The organism is Peribacillus sp. GL_122 (assembly GCF_057835005.1).
Genome location: NZ_CM174415.1, coordinates 1,270,891 through 1,288,215 on the forward strand (window position 1 = coordinate 1,270,891; position 17,325 = coordinate 1,288,215).

The following is a 17,325-nucleotide window of genomic DNA, read 5'->3' on the forward strand; positions in this document are numbered from 1 at the left end:
TTGCCCCGTTTTCATTGCCTCAATGATTGAATGCGAGAATTTTATATTGATAACCACCCAATTCAAATTTACCTTCCTGTGTGGTTTCTTTTGTTCTTAAATCGGTTAGTGTACGTCCTTTCAAATCAAAAGGAAGGGCAAAGGATTGCTGGACATCCGTCGGATTGATGAGGATCACGACAGAACGTTCTCCATTATACTTTTGGTAGGCCACGATATTTTCGTTACCGGCTGTGTCAAGGAATTTGAACTTTCCGTCATTGGCAAGTAATCTTTCTTCTTTTCGCAAGAGGATCAATGTCTTAATTTCATTGAAAAGCTCGGTATTATGTTTTTCTTCTTCCCAGATCATGCATTTTCGGCACCCTGGATCCATGCCTCCGGTTAAGCCGATTTCATCTCCATAGTATATACAAGGGCTGCCATTGAATGTCAAAAGGATTGCGTGGATGAGCTTGGTTCGAGCTAGATCTTCCCCGCAATCCGTGAAAATCCGCGGTGTATCATGGCTTCCAAGAAGATTGAATGTCACGTCAAAAACATTGGTAGGATAACTGTGATAGATGGCTGTCATTTCTTCTGTGAACTCGCGCGCATTGATGGTTTGTGAAGCGACCAAGCGAAAAACTTGGTTGGTAAACGGGTAATTCATGACCGCATCGAACTGATCGCCGCGAAGCCATGGCATCGAGTCATGCCAAATTTCCCCAAGAATATAAAGGTCAGGCTTTATATTTTTCACCGTTGTTCGAAATTCACGCCAGAATGGCTGATCGACTTCATTTGCCACATCGAGCCTCCAGGCGTCTATATCGAACTCCTTGATCCAATAAGTCGAGACCTCGAGCAGATATTCTTTCACCTCCGGATTCGCAGTATTCAATTTTGGCATCGATTCAAAAAAACCGAATGTTTCATAATTGGGCCTTTCCCCTCCTTTAAGAGGAAAGTTGTGTGGGTGGAACCAATCCTTATATTTTGATTTCTCCCCTTTTTCGAGTAAATCCTGAAAAGGGGGGAAATAGTAGCCGCTATGGTTAAAAACGGCATCAAGCATGACCCGGATATTCCGTTTGTGGCATTCGGTTATTAGGGTTTTCAATGTTTCCTTCGTTCCGAATTGCGGATCGATACTCCGATAATCAATCGTATCGTATTTATGATTGGAGTAGGCATGGAAGATTGGCGTGAAATAAATTCCGTTGATGCCGAGGTTCTCTAGGTAATCCAAATGTTCAATGATTCCTTCGAAATCCCCGCCAAAAAAATTGTCCACGGCCGGTTCTTCACTTCCCCAAGGTATCACACCTTCTGGATCATTTTCGGGGTTTCCGTTCGCGAATCGTTCAGGAAAAATTTGATACCAAATTGTATCTTTGACCCATTCCGGTGCCCCGAAAACTTCATTTTGATGTAGATAGGGAATCGCAAAATAGCTTCCGGGATCTCGGGGTGGTTCTTTAAAGAAGCCCTTTTCCGTGTAAATGGCACTTTCATCTTCTGAGGATACCTTGAACCCATATCGAATTCTTCGGTAGGGAGGCTTCACATAGATATGCCAATAATCATAACGGTTATCGCTGCCTGATAAACTCATGGGAAGTTCTTCGTACAGCCACTGACCATCACTATCTGAAATGTATGGATCCCCAAAAATCAATCCAGCTGAGGAGATATCTTGTTTTTTCGTACGTAGGCGGATATGTAGGGTTTCAGTGTTGATGGTATAGCCGTAATTGTCATTAGGTCTATGGTGTATGGATGAAAATTCCATTATAAAACCACTCCAATTCTATAGGTATTTGGGGATGTGAAAAAGGAAACTTTCCGGCTGTTTATGAGGGGGGGGCACAATGAAGTTGCACTAAGCCAGGTTAAGTGTTTTTCAATATGGTTATATACCCGATTTCAATTGAAAAAAGCACTTATTAACTAAAAAATAACAAAAAGTGTTCATCACTACAAGGAAATAAATACACCAAGGAAAATGTTGTAAAAACCAAAGCCGTTCATATAATGATAACAATAGCTTTGGCACCGTTTTCATTAAGTGGCTTTGTTTGAATGACTGAACTGAAAAACAGTATTATTTGGTGCTTTTGGACATGATAGAATAAACATTTTAAAAAGGAGAATGAAAGTGAAGAAGCTGATTTTTCATTTGTTCATGTCCATGTTTTTAATCGTTAGTGTAAGTGCTTGTGGTACCAGTTCAGATTTGGAGAATGAAGTAGTGAAAGAAAATAAGAAAAAAGAAGACAAAGCCAGTAATGAAGCGAAGCCGGAAAAATTGATCATTTGGGAGGAAAAAGGTAAAGCGGAGGCCCTAAAGCCGGTGATTGAAGCTTTTGAAAAAGAATATGGAATCAAAGTTGAGCATGAAGAGCTTGAAATAGCTACCGAGATGTATGAGCGGCTTCGAAGTGATGGGCCAATCGGAAACGGAAAGGCCCCGGATGTCGTAACTTTTTCTCATGAAAAAGTCGGGCAAATCGTGAAGGAAGGCTTAATTCAGGAAGTGAAGGTGGAAGATGAGGTATTGAATGCCTTCATTGAACCTTCAATTAGTGGGGAGATGTATCAAGATAAGGTATTTGGATTGCCAAAATCCGTAAACACATCCGTTTTCATTTATAACAAAAAATTGATGGCTAAGGCTCCTGAGACGATGAATGACCTTTATAAAATGGCGAAGGAATTAAGAAAGGGTAACGTGCATGGTTACTATGCCAAATGGAATGATTTCCATGATTCTTATGGAGTGATCGCTGGAATGGGAGGTTATATTTTTAAAGATAAGAATGGAAAACTGGACCCTTCCGACATTGGTTTGAATAATAAGGGTGCCATAAAAGGGGCTGCGTACATCCAAAAATGGTATAGGGCGGGGTTGATTCCTAAAGGCGACAAGGCAGCGATCGAGAAGTTGTTCATACAAGGGAATTTGGCTTCTATCATGAGTGATGGTGACTCATTTACCGGGCGAAAGGATACAGGAATTGCCCCCATGCCCGAATTGCCCAATGGCCAGCCAATGAAAACGTTGATGGAAATCAAAGGGTGGCATGTAACAGCATTCACAAAACATCCTTATTGGTCTACGAAGTTAGTTGAATATTTGACAAATGATGATAATGCAATGCAGCGTTATGATTTAACCGGGGAAATCCCTCCTAATAAATCAATCAAACACAATGTCGCAATCAATGAAAATGAAAGGGCACAAGCCATAAGTATACAATTACAATACGCTGAACCAGTGCCGAGTATACCGGAAATGAATAGGGTATGGGGACCGATGAATGCAGCCATGGATGAAATAAGCACTCAAAAAGCAAAACCAAAAAGGGCCTTGGATAAAGCGGTTAAGACGATAAAAAAAGAACGTTAATCGTGTTCTGCCTTTTCCGATTCGGTAAACATGACCAGTATCTCCAATTTGTCCCTTTAGTGTAAAGTTTTTTATAAATTGGATTTGACGTTAAGGGGTCAAAAGGCTAATCTTAAAGGCGTAAAGAGATAGCTAGGAGGAGAGCGGATATGAGAAAAAGAGTGTTATCACTCGCTTTAATTCCGTTGCTTCTTTTTTACGCCATTCCAGTAGGAGCAGCTGAAAAAGAACAACGAACTTGGAAGGATGAAATCGTATATTCATTATTGATCGACAGATTTTTCGATGGGAATACTCAAAATAATGGAGATGCGAACGTGAATGACCCTTCCACGTTTAATGGTGGGGATTTCGAAGGTGTCACGAAGAAACTGAATTATTTAAAAGATATGGGTTATACCGCTATCATCCTTTCACCGATTTTCGCTAATGATGAAAATGGCTATCATGGCGATTGGGTGGCAGATTTCTATAAAACGGATAAACATTATGGGACATTGAAAGAGTTTAAAAAACTCGTGAATGAGGCACATAAACGCGATATGAAGGTGATCATTGATTTTCAAGCAAATAATGTGGGTCCTGACTCCACGTGGCTGACCGATCCAAAAAAACAAGATTGGTTCCATGAAGAAAAAAAGATTTCCCAGGACAGTAGCCAAAAGGATTTGGAAACAGGCTGGGTTGATGATCTTCCCGATTTGAATCAAGATAATGAGGAAACAAGGAAATATTTACTTGATGCTGCCAAATGGTGGATAACGGAAACCGATATTGATGGTTACCGTATAAATAAAGTCCAATACGTAGCAAAAGATTTTTGGAAGGAATTTGTGGATGCAGTCAAATCTGAAAAATCAAATTTCTATACAATCGGCGATGTACAAGGTGATGCCGATTTGATATCAAGCTACAAGAAGACGGGTATCGATGCTTTTATGGCTTATCCACAAAATGCTGAGCTACGGGAAGCATTTGCTGCACCCGATAAAGAATTGAAACCTGTTTTTAATGCGTTTGAGAAAAGCGAAGATGAATTAGGGGGCAATGCCCAGCAGGCATTATTCATGGATACACAGGGAATGCCCCGTTTTACAAAGGATGCAGCCGACCATAACGAAAATCCAGGTTCCAGATGGAGAATGGCGCTGTCGTATCTATATACGATGCCAGGGGTGCCAATCGTATTTTATGGATCGGAAATTGCCTTAAATGGGGATAATGCCCCGGATAATCACAAGTTGATGAATTTTAAGACAGAACAGGAATTGGTGGAATATATAACAAAGCTTTCTGATCTCAGAGACTTGTACCCAGCGTTGGTAAAGGGGGATATGGAGCTTTTATATGAAAAAGGTGGAGCTTCGGTATTCAAGCGTGTATATGGTGATGAAACGATTGTCGTCGCCATGAACAATACGACTGAAACTCAAACGATAAACCTTACTGATAAGGAACTTGAAAGTAATAAAGAGTTGAGAGGTATGCTGAATGGGGATCTGGTCCGCAGTAAGGACAACAGTTACTCTATCGTAATCGACAGGGAGACGACAGAAGTCTACACACTGTCACCTAAATCGATTATTAATATTCCTTACCTGTTAGTCATAGGATTGGTTCTTCTTATTTTTGGTATATTCATTGCTTTGGTTATTAAGCGTTCAAAACGGAACCAACCAAAATAATCATATACCTCTCGATTGTCGGTAGCCGCCAAACATTGTCCCTAAGGCTTTGTGGAAAACAGGATCGGGAGGTTACAGCATGAATAAGACCTGGTGGAAAGAAGCGGTCTGCTATCAAATATACCCGCGCAGTTTCATGGATAGTAATGGTGATGGAGTCGGTGATATAAAAGGTTTGATTTCAAAGCTTGACTATTTGCAGGAATTAGGGATAGATGTTATTTGGATTTGTCCGTTTTATAAATCGCCCAATGCGGATAATGGCTATGATATTAGTGATTATCAAGCAGTTTCCGATGAATTCGGTTCAAACGAAGATATTGATCTGTTATTGAAAGATGTTCACGGACGTGGGATGAAGGTGATACTCGATCTTGTTTTGAATCATACAAGTGATGAGCACCCCTGGTTCGTAGAGTCACGTTCGTCCCGCGATAATCCGAAACGGGATTGGTATATATGGAGGGATGGGCAGGACGGTCGTGAGCCTAATAATTGGGAAAGCATCTTTTCCGGAAGTGCCTGGAAATTCGATGAAAGGACCAATCAATACTATTTACATTTATTTGCCGAAAAGCAGCCAGACTTAAACTGGAAAAATACTGATGTACGAAAGGCATTATATGAAATGGTCAATTGGTGGCTCGATAAGGGAATCGATGGCTTCCGAATTGATGCGATCACGCATATTCATAAGCGTGATGGCCTTCCGGATATGCCCAATCCATATTGGCATCAGTACGTACCTGCGTTTGAAATGCACACCAATCAGGACGGGATTCTGGATTACCTTAAGGAGTTGAAAGAAGAGACTTTCTCTAAGTATGATATCATGACGGTCGGTGAGGCCAATGGCGTCAGGATTGAGCAGGCGGAAGAATGGGTCGGGGAATCGAATGGGAAGTTCAATATGATATTTCAATTTGAACATCTTGGACTTTGGAATAGGGGACAGAATCACGATGTTGATGTTCAGGGGTTAAAGCGCACAATGACCAAATGGCAAAAGGGGCTGAAAAACAAAGGATGGAATGCTTTGTTTTTTGAAAATCATGACCAGCCAAGAAGTGTATCCACCTGGGGAAATGATCATCAATACTGGTTGGAAAGCGCAAAAATGATTGGGGCTCTTTACTTTTTCATGCAAGGCACACCTTTTATTTATCAAGGTCAGGAAATTGGCATGACGAATGTCCAATTTGATTCGATTGATGATTATGATGATGTAGGAATGAAAAACTTTTACCGGATAGAGACCTCCAAAGGTCGTCCGCATGATGAAATCATGAACATTATCTGGCATAGCGGCCGTGATAATTCACGAACACCGATGCAATGGAATGATTTTGAAAATGGCGGTTTCACGCACGGAACACCTTGGATGAGGGTTAATCCCAATTATCGCGCCATTAATGTAGAACAGCAGAAAAATGACCCGTCATCCATTTATCATTTTTATAAAAAGATGATTGATCTTCGAAAAAAACATCAGGTCCTTGTTTATGGGGAATATGAATTATTATGGGAAGATCATCCTGAACTTTATATTTATACAAGAAACATGAATGATAATTCAGTCATGGTAGTATGTAATTTTAGTGTGAATCACCACCAAATCGACCTCTCTCACTGGGGGAAAATGGAACTTTTGCTAGCTAATTATGAGGATTGTCCTGAGGTGTCCCTTATTGATTTACGTCCATATGAAACGAGGGTTTATCGTTATTAATTTGTATATCACTTCTATGGACTTGATTGGAAATCAGCTTAAATCCTATGTAGTTAGTCGTCTGACTTCTTAATCTCCAATAGACATGCCGTTTTTTAGAAGCTGATCATACATCAGCTTCTTTTTGAATTTTAAAACAAAGATGAAAAAAACGGAAAAGTAAGTATTTTCTGAAAAATTGAACAAACATTAAAAAAAGTATGGATATAACTATCGAACTGAGTGTATTATGAATACATACAAAATGTATAAATATAAAACGAATATTAGAGAAGTGTTTATTGGTATTCACCTTGTATTAAATGAAGTCAATAAAGGCTAAGAGGGGAGAGGGGAAATGCATGGCCATAACAATAAAAGATGTGGCACAGTTAGCGAATGTTGCTCCTTCAACAGTTTCTCGAGTGATTGCAAACAATCCTCGGATAAGTGAAAAAACAAAGTTACGGGTACGTAAGGCGATGAGTAAATTAGGATACCATCCAAACTTCATTGCACGTAGTCTTGCCAATCAATCGACCAGGATCATTGGCTTGGTAATGCCAAGTTCTTCAAATGATTATTATCAAAATCCGTTTTTTCCGACGATCCTTCAGGGTCTAAGTGAGGGAGCTCAGGAAAATCATTATTCCCTGTTGCTAAGCACGGGAAAAACAGAAGATGAAATCTACGAAGGAGTAGTGAATATGGTGCAGGGGGGGATGGTTGATGGAATAATCCTGATGTATTCAAGGATGAACGATCACATTCTGACCTATTTGAGAGCAAGGACTTTTCCATTTGTGATCATTGGGAAACCCTATGATTTTATCGAGGAGATAACATATGTTGATAATGATAATGTCTTGGCTGCCGAACAGGCAACGGATTACCTCGTACAGCTAGGACATGAAAGGATTGGATTCATCGGAGGTGACGTAACCCTTGTGATGACCCTTGATCGCCTGTCAGGATATGAACGGGCATTGAAGAGGGCTGGAATCGATCGAAGGAGGGAATATACCCTGCATGAAGATTTTTTACATGAAGGGGGACAAGCAGCTGCAAAAAGGTTACTATCCATCTATGAACCACCAACCGCTTTGGTGGTCAGTGATGATCTTATGGCACTTGGCATCGTGCATTCACTTCGTGAGATGGGCGTGCGCACTCCTGAAGAAATTTCAATCGTCAGCTTCAATAACGTTCTTTTCTCTGAACTGTCATTACCAGCCCTGACTTCCGTAGATATCAATATTTTTGATTTGGGCTATCAGGCCGCTAAGGGCATCATTCAAATGCTGCAGACTGGAGATGCTCCTGCTGGGACCATCATTCCACATCATTTCGTGGAAAGGCATTCCTGCAGATCGATCAAGCAAGGTGTAATGGCCATGACTTATTGAACGAAAAGGGCATTGCATAAAAGCAATGCCTTTTTTTCCTAGAAATGTACACTGAAACTTTTGAATGTATGTACACCCGTTCCGTGTCTGACTAAATTATTCTCTTTAAGGTATTGAATGGCTTCAAGGACTTCCTCAAAGATCCCTGGTTCGAGGCCGAGTTGGTTGTGTCCGCCATAAATTTTGGATACTGCCTTGATTTTTGCGATTTTTTCTAATGAATTCACAAGGTCTTCAGGGCTTGTCGAGGGATAAAATGCATAAACTGGAGTATCTGAATAAAGCAGGTCGCCAGTAAATAAATAACCTGTTTCATTATCCAAAATTGAGATGTGGCCAGGTGAATGCCCAGGTGTGTGATAAATGCCTAAACTGCGGTTCCCAAGATCAATCGTGTCCCCATCCGATAAGAGTCTATCAGGGGACCCCCGGTATGGCTTATATGTAAAAGGATCGAATGATTCGGGTATGGGGACAGTGATGTCCCGGGCAATGTTCTTTCTTATTTGTTCCAAGGACAAACCTTCAATGCCGTTGATCAGCCAATTGGCATCATCACCATGAACATAAATTGTTTCATAATCCCCATGACCGCCAATATGATCGGCATGAACGTGTGTCGTCAGGACGATAATCGGAAGATCGGTAAGCTGGTCTGTAATCCGCTTAATTGAACAGATGCCTAATCCTGTGTCGATTAACGCAGCTTGGGTCTCCCCAAGTAATAAAAAGGAATGGACTTTCTCCCAATGACCATATTCACTGATTGCAAACGTTTCTGAGTCCAATTCCTGAACGGTGAACCATGGATCTACAATATTTTTCAAAAATGACTCCACTCCTTCCCATTCATATATTCCGCTTTAACCGGAAATATCCTGCTTGAAAGAGTAAAAGCAGTGGATTTGTGAAATCCACTGCTTTTGAAAGGGTAAAGCTTATCCGTTTACCACGGTCCCGCCGTTTACGTGGATGACTTGTCCGCTGACATAGGATGAATCATCACTTGCCAAATATACATATGCTGGTGCTAATTCCTCTGGCTGCCCTGCACGGCCCATTGGAGTATCCTGTCCGAATTTGGCAACATCCTCTTCTCCGAATGAGGCAGGAATCAGCGGTGTCCAGATCGGTCCTGGCGCAACACCGTTCACTCTGATGCCATCTTTTGAAATGGAGTTCGACAGGGCCCTTGTAAATGCCAATATTGCACCTTTTGTTGAAGAGTAATCGATTAGTTTTGGGTTGCCTTGATAGGCTGTGATAGAGGTTGTATTAATGATGCTGCTTCCTTTTTTAAGGTGCTTCAATGCAGCTTTAGTTAAGTGGAACATCGAGAAAATATTCGTGCGGAACGTTTTTTCCAATTGTTCAGCTGAAATGTCAAGGATACTTGTCTGCACATGCTGTTCACCGGCGTTGTTGACTAGTATGTCCAAACCGCCAAATTCATCAACCGTTTTTTTGACGACATCCTGGCAGAAGGATTCATCACCGATATCTCCGGAAATGAGTAAACATTTCTGTCCTTCTTTTTCGATCAATTCTCTAGTCGCTTTGGCATCCTCGTGTTCATCCAAGTATGCAACTGTCACATTTGCTCCTTCCTTGGCGTAATAAATGGCAACCGATTTACCGATTCCGCTGTCTCCTCCTGTTATGATTGCCGTTTTACCTTTTAGTTTGCCGCTTCCTTTGTAGGCAGCTTTAACTGAATCAGGGTTCGGTTCCATTTTTGTTTCCAATCCAGGTTGATGCTGTTGATGTTGAGGTGGAAATCCTTGTTTGTTCTGATTTTGGTTTTGGTTAGTCAAGATTAAAACGCCTCCTGTTTAATTATCTATGCTTTTTCTATTCCTTTTTTTAGAAAAAAGAAAACATGGAAAAAATGACCAAGTAAATCATAGGTAATTATTTATATAACTAAGGGAACATGACTAGTCTTTCCTTGTTACATGAAGGAGATTCATTTGAAGAAAAAAGGGAGGGAAGACGGCTATTGAGGCAATGCTGCAAATAAAAAAGACCCACCCAAAGGTGAGGCCTTCATACTTAGCGGTAATTTAAGAATTGTACATCAATGGATAGATCAGCGCCCCGGATTGCGGAAATGATTCCTTGCAAATCGTCACGGTTCTTACCGGTAACACGGATTTGATCATCTTGGATTTGGCTTTTCACTTTAAGACCGCTATTTTTAATGATGGTATTGATTTTTTTTGCTTGTTCCTTATCGATGCCTTGAATCAACTTAGCCCGTTGGCGAACGGTTCCGCCAGAAGCTCCTTCTAATTTGCCATAGTCCAGGTTCTTGACTGGTACGTCACGTTTAATGAGTTTACTGATGAGAACATCCTTCAGCTGTTCGAGCTTATATTCATCGTCGGACACTAAAACCAGGTCTTCTTTTTCAATGGTGATGCTGCTTATACTCCCTTTAAAATCATAGCGTGTTTGTATTTCCTTCATAGCCATGGTAACTGCATTCGTTACCTCTGAAAAGTCTACTTTCGAAACAATATCAAATGAATTTTCCTTTGCCATCACTTACCTCCAGCAGGTTTTATTTCCTTTATTATAGAGAAAGTGTGATAGGAAGACAACTATCTAAACCATATTAAAAAAGCGAGGGGACAAGCCCCTCGCTTCATTTATGGTCTGTTTTCTTCGAATAGGAGTGCTTACCCGCAGCAAGATTTTCCTGATAGGCGACATTTTTTTCAGCATTTCTCGCCTGGTTATCTTTTGGCCTTTTGTTGTCATCGGTTGTTTTTGACATAGAGAAAACTCCCTTCCATTATCTGATCAATATATATTGTTCACAATTATGGAAGGGAGTATGTATGTTTATGATTTCTCAGGGGTATCGTTTAAGAAGAAGAGGGCAATTGTACCAGGACCGGCATGTGCACCGATGACGGAGCCGATTGTATGGACCATGAAATCGGTTGTCCCGAATTCATTTTTAATGGCTTCCTTCCATTCCAGGGCCGTCGCATCATCATCACCATGACTGATGGCAATCGTTTGGTTTTTTAAATTTTTTCCTCTTTCGTGCATTAATTCGATTACACGTTTAATCAATTTCTTTTTGCCGCGTAACTTTTCAAGCGGAACAAGCTTCCCATCTTCTACATGCAATAACGGTTTAATGTTTAATAAACCGCCAACAAGGGCAGATGTCTTGGAGATGCGGCCGCCACGGGCCAAATACTCAAGGTTATCTACAGTGAATAGATGCTCCATATGCCGGGTTTGGAATTCTATGTCAGCTAGGATTTCTTCTTTAGTGGCACCGTTTGCTGCTAGATCGGCTGCTTTCTTTACAATTAATCCGACGCCCATCGAAGCGCATTTCGTATTGACGATTTCAATGTCAAGGTCAGGATACTCTTCCTTCACCTGATTAAGAATCATCACTGCCGTTTGATATGTTCCTGATAACTCAGAGGAAAAGGCTATATATATCCCTTGTTTTTTCTCTTTGGCAAACTGTGTGAAAAGTTCTATAAAGCATTCTGGTGAAGCTTGCGATGTTTTCGGGGCTTTTCCCTCAATCATCGCTTGATAGACTTCGTGAGAATTAATGGTAAGTAAATCTTCATAATTTTTCCCGTCAAGATGGACTTGTAAAGGAATTAATGAAACATTGTTTTCCTTATAGAAAGACAACGGCAAATCACATGCACTATCTGCCAGAATTGTGATAGCCATAATACACCTGCTTTCTTTTTACAATTTTTAGAAAATGAGTGGTCACTCTACATTTTAGTGTAGCACGTAACGGTGAAAATTCAATCTCTACGTAAATAGAATAAATAATTAAGGTTAAAAAGATAATAGAATAAGGGTGAAATGGAGGTTTTTAGGATGTACAGTGGTGAAATGAAGAAAATTATCATTGTTGTGGTCGGAGCATTACTGAATGCCGTCGCAATGAACTTTTTTCTAATACCGGCAAACGTATATGCAAGCGGCTTTACAGGAGTGGCCCAGCTTCTATCGAGGATGATTGGTTCTTTTGCTCCTTTTAATGTATCGACAGGTATTCTATTGCTTTTATTGAACATTCCAGTGACGATCATTGCTTGGCGAAAGGTTGGAAAGTCTTTCACTTTTTATAGTTTCCTCAGCGTTGTCTTAATGTCCTTCTTTATGGAAATCATTCCGATTACACGCTGGTCACCTGACATATTATTAAATGCGGTATTTGGCGGAGTCATAGCTGCAGTAGGTGTGGGGATCACCTTGAAATACGGTGCGTCGACTGGCGGAATGGATATTATCGCCATGCTACTGTCACGGAAGAAGGACAAACCCGTGGGTACTTATTTATTTCTGCTGAATGGCGTGATCATTGTAACGGCAGGTGCTGTTTATGGACCGGAAAAAGCTTTGTACACACTTGTTACCCTTTACACATCGACGCGTGTCGTTGACGCGATTCATACGCGTCATGAAAAGCTTACGGCCATGATCATTACAAAGAAAAGCGAAGAACTTAAACAGGCAATCCATGCTAAGTTAGTTCGCGGAATCACGAGGGTTCCTGCAAAAGGGGCATTCACGAACGAAACTAAGGAAATGTTATTGATTGTCATTACAAGGTATGAACTGTATGACCTTGAAAAGATCATCAAGGAAGTGGATCCACATGCTTTCACAAATATCATAGAAACTTCAGGCATTGTTGGAACTTTCCGCAGGGAATGATATTAACAAAAAATTAAGGCCATTACACTTCTATTACAAAAGATAATATTTAGGCGTATTATGTTTATTGCCTGTATCAAACGGTTAATTCTTATATTGTAGCGCCAATTTAAAATCTTATGAAGGAGTGATAAAAATGGCTAACGACGAAAAAATGAGCAGACAGGAAGCAGGTCGTAAAGGCGGGGAAGCCACTTCTAAAAATCACGACAAGGATTTTTACCGGGAAATTGGGCAAAAGGGCGGAGAAGCTACATCGGATAATCATGAGAAGGAATTCTATCAAGAAATTGGACAAAAGGGCGGAGAAGCCACTGCTGATTCCCATGGTAAAGACTTTTATAAAGAAATTGGTGAAAAAGGCGGTAAGGCACGAAATAACAATTGATGAAAACAAAGCGAAAGCCTCCAGGAATCCTGGAGGCTTTCACGTTATTTAGAGTGGTTTTCCAGCTCTTCCTGGAGTTCTCGCAGTTGTTCTTTTTCGGCCTCTGTCGTATTGGCAAAGGCTGATGAAAGAGCGTTTTTAGCGATTTCCTCTGTCTTGCGCTGGTCACCTTCATGCTCAGAGTGGAGAGCATTTTTAGCGATTTCCTCTGTCTTATGCTGGTCACCTTCATGCTCAGAGTGGAGAGCTTCTTCAACAAATTCCCTTGCCTTCTGGAATAAATTGTTTCCCATTAGAAACCACCATAGCTTTGTTCTGACATAATTCTTAACCTGTCTTTTTCAGCCTCTTCAAACGTAGTGTGATAAGGGATTTTTTCGGCATGCCTGGCAACACTTTCTTTGCCTTGCTGTACAAATCGTTTAGATTTACTGCTTTTACCCATTCTTATCTCCTCCGATTCTGAGCGTTGTCGACAACGGAATGGAAGCTGTTGTCCATATTAGTTTGGCTTGAAAAAGAGATATTATGAAGGTAAAAAATGACGTATTAGGCTTTTATATTGAATTTTTCTTCGAGGAAGACCGCTATACCATCTTCTTCATTCGTCAATGTAGTCGTATTTGCTACCGTTTTTACTGGTGAAATCGCATTTCCCATGGCCACCCCGGTTCCCGCGTAATCGAGCATTTCCAAATCATTATCTTCATCACCGAAAGCGATTATCCTGTTTTGAGGGATTTCCAGATAGTTGGATACACGTTTTAAACCTACGGCTTTACTTAACCCGCTTTTTATTATTTCGATGATATGAAAAGGCTCTGCCCAGCGGCGATGATCGACTAATTCTGCATGGACATCGGATAAATGCTGGCGAATCTGTCCTACGAATTCACTATCTGTATGAATTAGCATCGAAGTTGGGGAATCCTGAAGATAATTGCGCAAGTCACCTGTCTTCATGATCGGATTTCCTACATTAAACATGTTCATCAACTTTTCATCATGATAATGAACATAAACTTCATCCCGGACTTCTGCGATGATGTTGTGATATTTAAACTGATCACACGCTTCAACAATATCTTTCGCAACACTTATATCAAGTGGAGAGTGGTATACCCCCCAGCTTGTATGTAATGGGTGATGGACGAAAGCGCCATTGAAATTAACGATTGGTGTAGTCAACCCCAATTCCCGGTAATAAAGTTCACTTGAGCGAAAGGGACGCCCGGTAGCGATCATAACTTCGTGTCCATCTTCTTTTAGTTTTAGGAGTGTTTTTTTAGTCCTTGAAGAAATTGTTTTGTTATCTGTAAGTAAAGTACCATCAAGATCTAATACGATTAAATGTTTCTCAGCCATGTACACACCTTCTGTTCTTTTTGATTTCATTATATGCAAATATTGTTAAGCCTATTTTAAAGTAAATGTAAATCTTTTTCATTCTTTATGCATTCCTGTATGATATTACTATATCCAGGATCATGATGATTAAAGCGAAGCTCGGGATTAAGGAGTGGAATGATGAATGCCAATGCCATATTGATAATGGCATTGAAAAGACCGGAACAAATTATTCGGAGGGGTTAACTTGATAATAATTGAAAAAGAACTAATTGGACATATTCCTGTACTGCACCTAGGTGAAGAAACCACTTTCAATCAGGAATTGCCGGTTATTATTTTTATACATGGTTTTCAAAGTGCAAAAGAACACAATCTTCACTATGCTTATTTAATGGCAGAAAAGGGTTTTCGTGTGCTTCTTCCCGATGTGATCCATCATGGGGAAAGGGAAGCTGGCTTAAGTGATTCTCAAATGATGCCCCGTTTTTGGGAAATGGTTTTACAGACAATCCGGGATTTATCTTTGCTGAAGGATGATTTATTATCCCGAAAATTAATTGATCCTGACAGAATAGGCGTAGCTGGTACCTCTATGGGGGGAATAGTGACTAATGGGGCCCTGGCTGCATATGAATGGATATCCGCCGGAGTCAGTTTAATGGGAAACCCATCATATGTCGCGTATGCAGAGCTCCAAATGGCGGAGATTAAGAAAAGGAAAGTTAATTTCCCAGCTACTGATGAGGAAGTTGCCAAGGTGATTGAACAGCTCAAGCCATTTGATTTGAGTCTGAATCAGGATAAGCTTTCCAACCGTCCGCTTCTTTTTTGGCATGGTGCCAAAGATCCGGTTGTTCCTTATCAACATGCATATCGTTTTTATGAAGCTGTCAAAGCAGGGTATAATGAGGCAGATGAAAAAATTGATTTCATCCTTGATCCTAAGGCTGGACATAAAGTGAGTAGGGAAGGCGTACTTATGACTGCAGACTGGTTCGCGAAACATTTACTGTCAGCTGTGCAAAATGCTTAAGTACTCACTCAAAATCTGTTATGATGCTTATACGGACATAATGATGAAACCGATAATCTAAAACGAAGAGATTTTCCATAAAAGGAGTGATCGAAGTGGATCAAGATACAAAAGACATTATCATTGGAGCTTTGGAGCAGGTCATTGACCCTGAGCTTGGTATAGATATCGTTAATTTAGGCTTGGTATATGATGTGGATATGGATGAGGAAGGTCTGACTACGGTGACGATGACATTGACAGCAATGGGCTGTCCGATGGCTGGGACGATCGTCGATCAAGTTAAATTGGTTCTGGAAGATATCCCCGAGGTCAAGGAAACGGATGTGAAGATTGTCTGGAGTCCGCCATGGACGAAAGACAAAATGTCCAGATATGCTAAAATTGCATTAGGTATCAAATAATAACTCTGTAATAGAAATGAAAAGCCAGTCAAAAATAGTGATTCCATTCAATTGAGTCACTTTTTATGGTCTGGTTTTTTTCTAATACTTTCGGCTAGGAGTGGTTAATTGAACAGTCAAATTAAAGATTCATTGGACAGGCCACTAAGGGATTTACGGATTTCAGTCATAGATCGCTGTAACTTTCGCTGCCAGTACTGCATGCCTGCTGAAATTTTTCATGAGAATTTTCAGTTCCTGCCTAAAAGTGAGCTATTATCTTATGAGGAAATTGTAAGGCTTTCTAAAATATTCGCAAGCTTAGGGGTAAAAAAACTAAGGTTGACAGGCGGGGAACCATTACTCCGGAGAGATCTCAACACTCTGATTTCAAATCTCGTTAAAATTGAAGGTATTGAAGATATTGGACTGACTACGAATGGTGTCTTCTTGAAAAAACATGCCGTGAATTTGAGGGAAGCTGGTTTGCAGAGGGTGAATATCAGCTTAGACAGCCTCGATGATGAACTTTTCAAGAAGATGAACGGCAGGAATATCGGTATAAAGCCTGTTATTGAAGGCATCGCAGCTGCCAAAGAAGCTGGGCTTGGCGTTAAAGTGAATATGGTAGTGAAAAAAGAAACCAATGAATCTCAAATCCTGCCGATGGCCCGATTTTGTAAAGATGAGGGCATTCAATTACGCTATATAGAATTCATGGATGTCGGACATACAAATGGCTGGCAGTTGAAGAATGTCATTACGAAAAGAGAACTGCTTGCAATGCTCCAAACCGAATTCGATCTAGAACCGGTAGAAGAAGATTATTTTGGAGAGGTGGCAAAACGCTTCCGTTATAAGGGCACTACTGCAGAAGTGGGCTTCATAACCTCGGTATCCGAGTCTTTTTGTTCAAGTTGTACACGTGCACGTCTTTCTGCTAATGGAAGTTTATATACATGCCTGTTTAATGGAAAGGGACATGACTTGAAGTCATTGCTCCGTTCCGGCATGACAGATGAAGAATTGACCGGGTTCATCATTTCGCTTTGGAATCGCAGGTACGATCGCTATTCGGATGAGCGGGCAGCGGGAACGGCCAAGAAACAGGAAAAAATCGAAATGTCATTCATTGGCGGGTAATATACAAATACTCCTTCCGAATGAATAAAAAATGAAGGGATGGCAATTACGCCACCCCTTCATTTTTTATATAGTTATTAGGAACTTCTGATGCCAGTCAATGGACGAAAGCGATTTTTATGCTT

Annotated in this window: 17 protein-coding genes and 1 pseudogene; 9 read left to right on the top strand and 9 right to left on the bottom strand. The window is 40.6% G+C overall.

Translation table 11 applies throughout. The features are described from left to right. Nucleotides 1-19: 19 nt before the first annotated feature. Nucleotides 20-1,774 (bottom strand): glycoside hydrolase family 13 protein, encoded by a 1,755-nt coding sequence (locus AC3ISB_RS06165; protein ID WP_480339971.1) that lies wholly within the window; start codon nucleotides 1,772-1,774, stop codon nucleotides 20-22. Between the two features lie 366 nt (nucleotides 1,775-2,140). Here AC3ISB_RS06165 and AC3ISB_RS06170 point away from each other — a divergent pair, with 366 nt between their 5' ends. The 4 genes from AC3ISB_RS06170 (at nucleotide 2,141) to AC3ISB_RS06185 (ending at nucleotide 8,190) form a co-directional block, all read left to right on the top strand. Then, nucleotides 2,141-3,391, top strand: coding sequence for an extracellular solute-binding protein (locus AC3ISB_RS06170; protein WP_430097796.1), 1,251 nt, complete (start codon nucleotides 2,141-2,143; stop codon nucleotides 3,389-3,391). 149 nt (nucleotides 3,392-3,540) lie between these two features. After that, nucleotides 3,541-5,076: an alpha-amylase family glycosyl hydrolase gene (locus AC3ISB_RS06175; RefSeq protein ID WP_144526930.1), complete on the top strand. Its 1,536-nt coding sequence runs from the start codon at nucleotides 3,541-3,543 to the stop codon at nucleotides 5,074-5,076. Between the two features lie 79 nt (nucleotides 5,077-5,155). After that, nucleotides 5,156-6,805 carry a glycoside hydrolase family 13 protein gene (locus AC3ISB_RS06180; RefSeq protein WP_480339972.1) on the top strand — a complete coding sequence of 550 codons (1,650 nt, stop codon included), beginning with the start codon at nucleotides 5,156-5,158 and terminating at the stop codon, nucleotides 6,803-6,805. Nucleotides 6,806-7,146: 341 nt separating this feature from the next. After that, entirely contained in the window at nucleotides 7,147-8,190 is a 1,044-nt protein-coding gene (locus AC3ISB_RS06185) for a LacI family DNA-binding transcriptional regulator (RefSeq protein ID WP_489275833.1), read from the top strand. Nucleotides 8,191-8,228: 38 nt separating this feature from the next. Here the strand turns inward: AC3ISB_RS06185 and AC3ISB_RS06190 are convergent, their stop codons facing one another. From AC3ISB_RS06190 to AC3ISB_RS06210, 5 genes are all read right to left on the bottom strand, one after another. Further along, entirely contained in the window at nucleotides 8,229-9,017 is a 789-nt protein-coding gene (locus AC3ISB_RS06190) for an MBL fold metallo-hydrolase (protein ID WP_480339974.1), read from the bottom strand. 111 nt (nucleotides 9,018-9,128) lie between these two features. Beyond that, nucleotides 9,129-10,004 (bottom strand): SDR family oxidoreductase, encoded by an 876-nt coding sequence (locus tag AC3ISB_RS06195; RefSeq protein WP_098371321.1) that lies wholly within the window; start codon nucleotides 10,002-10,004, stop codon nucleotides 9,129-9,131. A 238-nt stretch (nucleotides 10,005-10,242) separates the two neighbouring features. Beyond that, complete coding sequence (locus AC3ISB_RS06200) at nucleotides 10,243-10,734, bottom strand: YajQ family cyclic di-GMP-binding protein (RefSeq protein WP_063232211.1); 492 nt, start codon at nucleotides 10,732-10,734, stop codon at nucleotides 10,243-10,245. A 103-nt stretch (nucleotides 10,735-10,837) separates the two neighbouring features. Then, a complete protein-coding gene (locus tag AC3ISB_RS06205) occupies nucleotides 10,838-10,969 on the bottom strand; it encodes a DUF3941 domain-containing protein (RefSeq protein ID WP_076367185.1) in 132 nt (43 codons plus the stop codon). Nucleotides 10,970-11,037: 68 nt separating this feature from the next. Further along, a complete protein-coding gene (locus AC3ISB_RS06210; protein ID WP_098371320.1) occupies nucleotides 11,038-11,904 on the bottom strand; it encodes a DegV family protein in 867 nt (288 codons plus the stop codon). Nucleotides 11,905-12,060: 156 nt separating this feature from the next. Between AC3ISB_RS06210 and AC3ISB_RS06215 the strand changes: the two genes are divergently transcribed. Then, on the top strand, nucleotides 12,061-12,903 hold the full coding sequence (locus AC3ISB_RS06215; RefSeq protein WP_098371319.1) for a YitT family protein: 843 nt from the start codon (nucleotides 12,061-12,063) through the stop codon (nucleotides 12,901-12,903). 136 nt (nucleotides 12,904-13,039) lie between these two features. Further along, nucleotides 13,040-13,288: pseudogene (locus AC3ISB_RS06220) on the top strand (KGG domain-containing protein); the annotation flags it as partial. 47 nt (nucleotides 13,289-13,335) lie between these two features. Here the strand turns inward: AC3ISB_RS06220 and AC3ISB_RS06225 are convergent. From AC3ISB_RS06225 to AC3ISB_RS06235, 3 genes are all read right to left on the bottom strand, one after another. After that, nucleotides 13,336-13,584, bottom strand: a complete 249-nt coding sequence (locus AC3ISB_RS06225) for a DUF3813 domain-containing protein (protein WP_098371317.1) — start codon at nucleotides 13,582-13,584, stop codon at nucleotides 13,336-13,338. Next, nucleotides 13,584-13,736: a hypothetical protein gene (locus tag AC3ISB_RS06230; protein WP_164468789.1), complete on the bottom strand. Its 153-nt coding sequence runs from the start codon at nucleotides 13,734-13,736 to the stop codon at nucleotides 13,584-13,586. Before AC3ISB_RS06230 ends, AC3ISB_RS06225 begins: the two co-directional genes overlap by 1 nt. Before the next feature lie 104 nt (nucleotides 13,737-13,840). Next, nucleotides 13,841-14,656, bottom strand: coding sequence for a Cof-type HAD-IIB family hydrolase (locus tag AC3ISB_RS06235; RefSeq protein WP_076367175.1), 816 nt, complete (start codon nucleotides 14,654-14,656; stop codon nucleotides 13,841-13,843). A 229-nt stretch (nucleotides 14,657-14,885) separates the two neighbouring features. Here AC3ISB_RS06235 and AC3ISB_RS06240 point away from each other — a divergent pair, with 229 nt between their 5' ends. The 3 genes from AC3ISB_RS06240 to moaA all read left to right on the top strand — a co-directional run bounded on the left by AC3ISB_RS06240 (nucleotide 14,886) and on the right by moaA (nucleotide 17,200). Then, on the top strand, nucleotides 14,886-15,674 hold the full coding sequence (locus tag AC3ISB_RS06240; RefSeq protein ID WP_489275835.1) for a prolyl oligopeptidase family serine peptidase: 789 nt from the start codon (nucleotides 14,886-14,888) through the stop codon (nucleotides 15,672-15,674). Nucleotides 15,675-15,769: 95 nt separating this feature from the next. Next, nucleotides 15,770-16,078, top strand: a complete 309-nt coding sequence (locus AC3ISB_RS06245; protein ID WP_063232206.1) for a metal-sulfur cluster assembly factor — start codon at nucleotides 15,770-15,772, stop codon at nucleotides 16,076-16,078. Nucleotides 16,079-16,186: 108 nt separating this feature from the next. Then, nucleotides 16,187-17,200: a GTP 3',8-cyclase MoaA gene (gene moaA / locus AC3ISB_RS06250; RefSeq protein ID WP_489275837.1), complete on the top strand. Its 1,014-nt coding sequence runs from the start codon at nucleotides 16,187-16,189 to the stop codon at nucleotides 17,198-17,200. Nucleotides 17,201-17,325 lie beyond the last annotated feature (125 nt).

What these genes read in the sequence shown, in the direction of transcription:
- AC3ISB_RS06225 (WP_098371317.1), bottom strand. Translation starts at nt 13,584, where the DNA reads ATGGGAAACAATTTATTCCAGAAGGCAAGGGAATTTGTTGAAGAAGCT.
- AC3ISB_RS06205 (WP_076367185.1), bottom strand. Translation starts at nt 10,969, where the DNA reads ATGTCAAAAACAACCGATGACAACAAAAGGCCAAAAGATAACCAGGCG.
- AC3ISB_RS06165 (WP_480339971.1), bottom strand. Translation starts at nt 1,774, where the DNA reads ATGGAATTTTCATCCATACACCATAGACCTAATGACAATTACGGCTAT.
- AC3ISB_RS06230 (WP_164468789.1), bottom strand. Translation starts at nt 13,736, where the DNA reads ATGGGTAAAAGCAGTAAATCTAAACGATTTGTACAGCAAGGCAAAGAA.
- AC3ISB_RS06185 (WP_489275833.1), top strand. Translation starts at nt 7,147, where the DNA reads ATGGCCATAACAATAAAAGATGTGGCACAGTTAGCGAATGTTGCTCCT.
- AC3ISB_RS06200 (WP_063232211.1), bottom strand. Translation starts at nt 10,734, where the DNA reads ATGGCAAAGGAAAATTCATTTGATATTGTTTCGAAAGTAGACTTTTCA.
- AC3ISB_RS06175 (WP_144526930.1), top strand. Translation starts at nt 3,541, where the DNA reads ATGAGAAAAAGAGTGTTATCACTCGCTTTAATTCCGTTGCTTCTTTTT.
- AC3ISB_RS06180 (WP_480339972.1), top strand. Translation starts at nt 5,156, where the DNA reads ATGAATAAGACCTGGTGGAAAGAAGCGGTCTGCTATCAAATATACCCG.
- AC3ISB_RS06210 (WP_098371320.1), bottom strand. Translation starts at nt 11,904, where the DNA reads ATGGCTATCACAATTCTGGCAGATAGTGCATGTGATTTGCCGTTGTCT.
- AC3ISB_RS06215 (WP_098371319.1), top strand. Translation starts at nt 12,061, where the DNA reads ATGTACAGTGGTGAAATGAAGAAAATTATCATTGTTGTGGTCGGAGCA.
- AC3ISB_RS06235 (WP_076367175.1), bottom strand. Translation starts at nt 14,656, where the DNA reads ATGGCTGAGAAACATTTAATCGTATTAGATCTTGATGGTACTTTACTT.